This window comes from Hoeflea sp. (assembly GCF_039975035.1).
GTDB lineage: Bacteria > Pseudomonadota > Alphaproteobacteria > Rhizobiales > Rhizobiaceae > Hoeflea.
The window spans coordinates 1-4,787 of the sequence record NZ_JBDWHW010000235.1; the positions used below are offsets into that span (position 1 = coordinate 1).

General features: G+C 61.9%; 6 protein-coding genes. All 6 read left to right on the top strand.

Features of this window, described 5'->3' with window-relative positions; genetic code table 11:
• Positions 1-353: amino acid ABC transporter permease (locus tag ABJN75_RS20595; protein WP_348441475.1), on the top strand; the 353-nt coding region annotated here is incomplete at its 5' end.
• 19 nt (positions 354-372) lie between these two features.
• A complete protein-coding gene (locus ABJN75_RS20600; RefSeq protein WP_348441476.1) occupies positions 373-1,140 on the top strand; it encodes an amino acid ABC transporter ATP-binding protein in 768 nt (255 codons plus the stop codon).
• Positions 1,141-1,204: 64 nt separating this feature from the next.
• Complete coding sequence (locus ABJN75_RS20605; RefSeq protein ID WP_348441480.1) at positions 1,205-2,500, top strand: aspartate aminotransferase family protein; 1,296 nt, start codon at positions 1,205-1,207, stop codon at positions 2,498-2,500.
• Entirely contained in the window at positions 2,500-3,192 is a 693-nt protein-coding gene (locus ABJN75_RS20610; RefSeq protein WP_348441477.1) for a CoA transferase subunit A, read from the top strand. The genes ABJN75_RS20605 and ABJN75_RS20610 overlap by 1 nt, the downstream gene beginning before the upstream one ends.
• On the top strand, positions 3,176-3,832 hold the full coding sequence (locus tag ABJN75_RS20615; RefSeq protein ID WP_348441478.1) for a 3-oxoacid CoA-transferase subunit B: 657 nt from the start codon (positions 3,176-3,178) through the stop codon (positions 3,830-3,832). The genes ABJN75_RS20610 and ABJN75_RS20615 overlap by 17 nt, the downstream gene beginning before the upstream one ends.
• Positions 3,833-3,843: 11 nt before the next feature.
• On the top strand, positions 3,844-4,787 hold a 944-nt coding region (locus tag ABJN75_RS20620), incomplete at its 3' end, for an ArgE/DapE family deacylase (protein ID WP_348441479.1).

Here is a 4,787-nt window from a genome sequence, read left to right on the forward strand (position 1 = left end):
ACAATTCCGACATTATCCAGGCCGGTATTCTGGCTGTCGACAAGGGGCAGTACGAGGGCGCGCGGACGCTGGGGCTGAGCCGGATCCAGACCTTGCGCAAGATCATCGTGCCGCAGGCGGTGCGCTCGGTGGTGCCGCCGATCGGCAACAACATGATCGCGCTTTTGAAGGATTCCGCGCTGGTCTCGGTGATCGGCGTGACCGAACTGACGCTGACCTCGCAAATGGCGATTTCACGCACCTTCCGGCCGTTCGAATTCTATGTCGCCGCGGCTGCCTGCTACTACGTCATCAATCTTGGCCTCGAGGCCGGACTGCGCCGCATCGAGCGCCGCATCCAGCTCGCCCGCTAGTGCTGACAGGGAGACCCGCATGACCGACAGACCGATCATCGACATCAGGCACGCAGCCAAGAGTTACGGTTCGCTCGAAGTGCTCAAGGACATCAGCCTGCAGGTGCAAAAAGGCCAGATCGTGGCGATCATCGGCCCCAGCGGCTCGGGCAAGTCGACGCTGCTGCGCGCCATCAATGATCTCGATCCGCTGACCTCGGGCGAGGTCTGGCTTGATGACACCCAGGTCAACAAGGCGCTGCCGCCGCGGCAGTACGAGGCGCATATCAACAATGTGCGCCAGAACATCGGCATGGTGTTCCAGCACTTCAACCTGTTCCCGCATCTGACGGTTCGCGAGAACATCACGCTGGCGCCGAAGATGCTGAAAGGCATCTCCAAGGCCGAGGCCGATACGCTGGCCATCGAGCAGTTGAACAAGGTCGGGCTGCTCGACCGGATCGATTATTACCCATCCCAGCTTTCAGGCGGTCAGAAGCAGCGCGTCGCCATTGCCCGCGCGCTGGCGATGAAGCCCAAGGTGATGCTGTTTGACGAAGCCACCTCGGCGCTCGACCCGGAACTGGTCGAGGAGGTCAACCTGGTGATGAAGCAACTCGCCGAGGAACACATGACCATGATCATCGTCACCCACGAGATGGGCTTTGCCCAGGACGTGTGCGACCGGGTCCTGTTCATGGATCAGGGCGTCGTCGTCGAGGAAGGCCCACCAGAGGTTATCTTCAAGAACCCTGCCAATGAACGCACGCAGAATTTCCTGCGCAAACACCTCAAAGGACAAAACTAACGTGAAGACCAGCGGCGCAGACCTGAAGTCCAATCTTTTCTATCAGTCCCGTCTGACCCGTCCGATGCTGGACCGGGCCGAGGGCATCTATCTTTATGACACTACGGGAAAACGCTATCTCGACGGATCGAGCGGTGCGATGGTGTCCAATATCGGCCATTCCAATGCCAATGTGCTGGCCGCCATGAAAGTGCAGATGGAGAAGGCCACCTTCGGCTACCGGCTGCATTTCCAGAACGAGGCGGCGGAAAAACTGGCACGGATGACGGCTGCGCGGATGCCCGAGGGGCTCGACCGCGTGTTTTTCGTTTCGGGCGGGTCGGAAGCGGTGGAAAGCACCATCAAGCTGGCCCGGCAATATGCGCTGGCAATCGGCGAGGCAAGCCGCTGGAAGGTGATCTCGCGATTTCCCTCCTATCATGGCGGCACGCTCGGCGCGGTGGCGCTCACCGGCTACGATCCGCTGACCAAGCCGTTCGAGCCAATGTTGCGCCAAATGCCCAAGATCCCGGCACCGCTGTGCTATCTCGACCGCGACAATCTCAGCGACGAAGACCGTGGCCTGAAATATGCCGACATGCTGCGCGACAAGATCATCGCCGAAGGGCCGGACACCGTGCTGGCGTTCATCATGGAGCCTGTCGGCGGGGCCTCCACCGGTGCGCTGGTGGCGCCCGACAGCTACTACGGACGTATCCGCGAGATCTGCGACGAGTTCGGCATCCTGCTGATCTATGACGAGGTGATGACCGGGGCAGGCCGCACCGGCAAGTTTGTCGCTTCCGAGCACTGGGGCGTGATCCCCGACATCGTGGCGCTGTCGAAGGGCTTTGCCGCGGGCTATTCGCCGCTGGGCGCGATGGTGGCGCAGAATGCAATCGTCGACAAGGTACTCGATACCGGCGGCTTCATGCACGGCTTCACCTATGCCGGCAATCCGCTCGCCTGTGCCGCCGGTTGCGCGGTGCTGGAAGAAATGGATCGCCTCAACCTTGTCGACAATGCAAGGCAGATGGGACGCTTGCTCAAGGCCGAACTGGGCGAACTGATGGACCGCTATCCGTTCATCGGCGATGTCCGCGGCAAGGGCTTGCTGCTGGCTTTCGAACTTGTGTCGGACCGCGAGACGATGACGCCGCTGCCCAAGGGGCTCAATGCCTATAACCGTCTGGTCGATCTGGCCTATGAGCGCGGGCTGATCATCTATTCGCGGCGCACGCGCGGTGGTCATGAGGGCGATCATTTTCTGGTTTGCCCGCCGCTGATAATCACGCCCGCACAGGTCGGTGAAATCATCCATACCCTGGTCGAATGCCTGGATGCGATGGCTGCCGAAATGAACCTGCCGGTGGTCCGCTGATGCCGGCATGGGACAAATCCACTTCGATGAGCGATGCCATCGCGCAAATTCCCGATGGCGCGCGCATCATGCTCGGCGGGTTCGGCGTGCCCGGAACACCGTTCCTGCTGATCGAGGAACTGGTCCGGCAGGGTCCGAGAGATCTCACCATCATCAAGAACGACGCCAACGAGCCTGGAATGGGCGTCGACTGGCTGCTTGCTGCGGGAATGGTCAAGCGTCTGATCACCAGTCATGTCGGGCTCAATGGCAACGCGGTGCGGATGATGAATTCCGGCGCGATCGAAGTCGAATTCGTTGCCCAGGGCATTCTGGCCGAACGCATCCGCACCGCCGGTGCCGGGCTGAAGGGATTTGTCACCGATATCGGCATCGGCACGCTGCTGGCCGAAGGCAAGCAACGGGTCGAGGTGGATGGTGAAACCTATCTGTTCGAGCCGGCGCTGGAGGCCGATTTCGCGCTTGTCCATGCGGCCTGTGCCGATGTTGCGGGGAATCTGGCCTACGCGGCCACGGCGCGCAATTTCAATCCGCTGATGGCGATGGCTGCCGAATGCACGATTGCCGAAGCCGAAACCATCACGCCGATCGGCAGCATTGATCCCGATGCCGTGCATACGCCGGCGCCGTTCGTCGACCATCTGGTGGCTCTCGCCGAACTGACGGAGGTGTATGGTGTCGTCAAGCGCTAAGGACAGAATGCTCGCCCGGGCGGCTGGCGATATCCAGCCCGGCATGACGGTCAACCTGGGGATCGGTCTTCCGACCCAGGTGATGAACTTTGTCGCTCCCGATTGCCTCGTCTGCCTGCATTCCGAAAACGGCATTGCCGGTGTCGGCGGGCTGGCGGCGCCGGGGCAGGCCAACCGCAACCTGATTGATGCCGGCGGCGGCTATATCACCTGCGCTCCGGGCGGATCGTTCTTCGACAGCGCCGTATCGTTCGCGTTGGTGCGGGGAGGGCGGCTGGATCTGACCCTGCTCGGCGCGTTCGAGGTCGCGGCCAATGGTGATCTGGCCAACTGGATCATTCCCGGCAAGTTTGCCGCCGGCGTTGGCGGCGCGATCGAACTGGCGCAAAAGGCGCGGCAGGTGGGAGTTCTCACCACCCACACCGACAAGCACGGCAATCCGAAGATCCTGGAGCGCTGCACCCTGCCGCTGACGGCGGTGGGTTGTGTCCACCGGATTTATACGGACATGGCTGTGTGCGATGTGAAATCGGATGGTCTGCATCTGGTCGAACTGGCTGAAGGTGTGAGCCTGGCCGAAGTGCGTGAGGCCACCGGCGCGCCGTTGATCGTGCCCGAAGGACCGATTCCGACATTTTAGGAGTGATAGCCATGATGACACCGGAAGATGAAACCCGGATCCTCAAAGCCGTTGACGCCGTGTTCGACCGCGAGATCGAGTTTCTGGCCGAGCTCACCTCGCACCCGTCGACCCGTGGCCATGAACAATCGGCGCAGGGCTTCATGGCGGGCGAACTTGCCACGCGCGGCTATGAAGTCGACCGATGGAATGTTGATATTGCCGATATCGCCGGTCTTCCGGGGTTCTCGCCGGTGATCGGCAATTACGAGGATGCGGTCAATGTGGTCGGCAGCCACAGGACCAAAAGTGGTAACGGCAGGAGCCTGATCCTCAACGGCCATGTCGACGTGGTGCCCGAAGGCCCGCTCGACATGTGGGACACGCCGCCCTACGCGCCGCGCATCGAGGATGGCTGGATGTATGGCCGCGGTGCGGGCGACATGAAGGCGGGTCTGGCTTCCAACCTGTTCGCGCTCGATGCGTTGCGCCACATCGGGTTCGCGCCGGCTGGTGATGTGTTCATCCAGTCGGTGGTCGAGGAGGAATGCACCGGCAATGGCGCGCTCGCCTGTTTGCAGCGCGGCTATCGCGCCGATGCGGCGTTGATTCCCGAACCGTTCGAGGAAAAACTGGTCACCGCGCAACTGGGTGTGCTGTGGTTCCAGGTGCATCTCAAGGGCATCCCGGTCCATGTCGCCTATGCCGGCAGCGGCTCCAACGCCATCGAGGCAGCGATCCCGCTGATTTCGGCGCTGCACGAAATGGAGCACCGCTGGAACGAGGCTGCGCGCCGGCCCGCCGATTACGCCGGACACAGCCACGCGCTCAATCTCAATATCGGCAAAATTCAGGGCGGCGACTGGACCAGTTCAGTGCCGGCCTGGTGCGTGTTCGATGTGCGCATGGGGCTGTTTCCGGGCCAGAATCTTGATGATGCCAGGCGCGAGATCGAGGCTGTGCTCGATGATGCGGC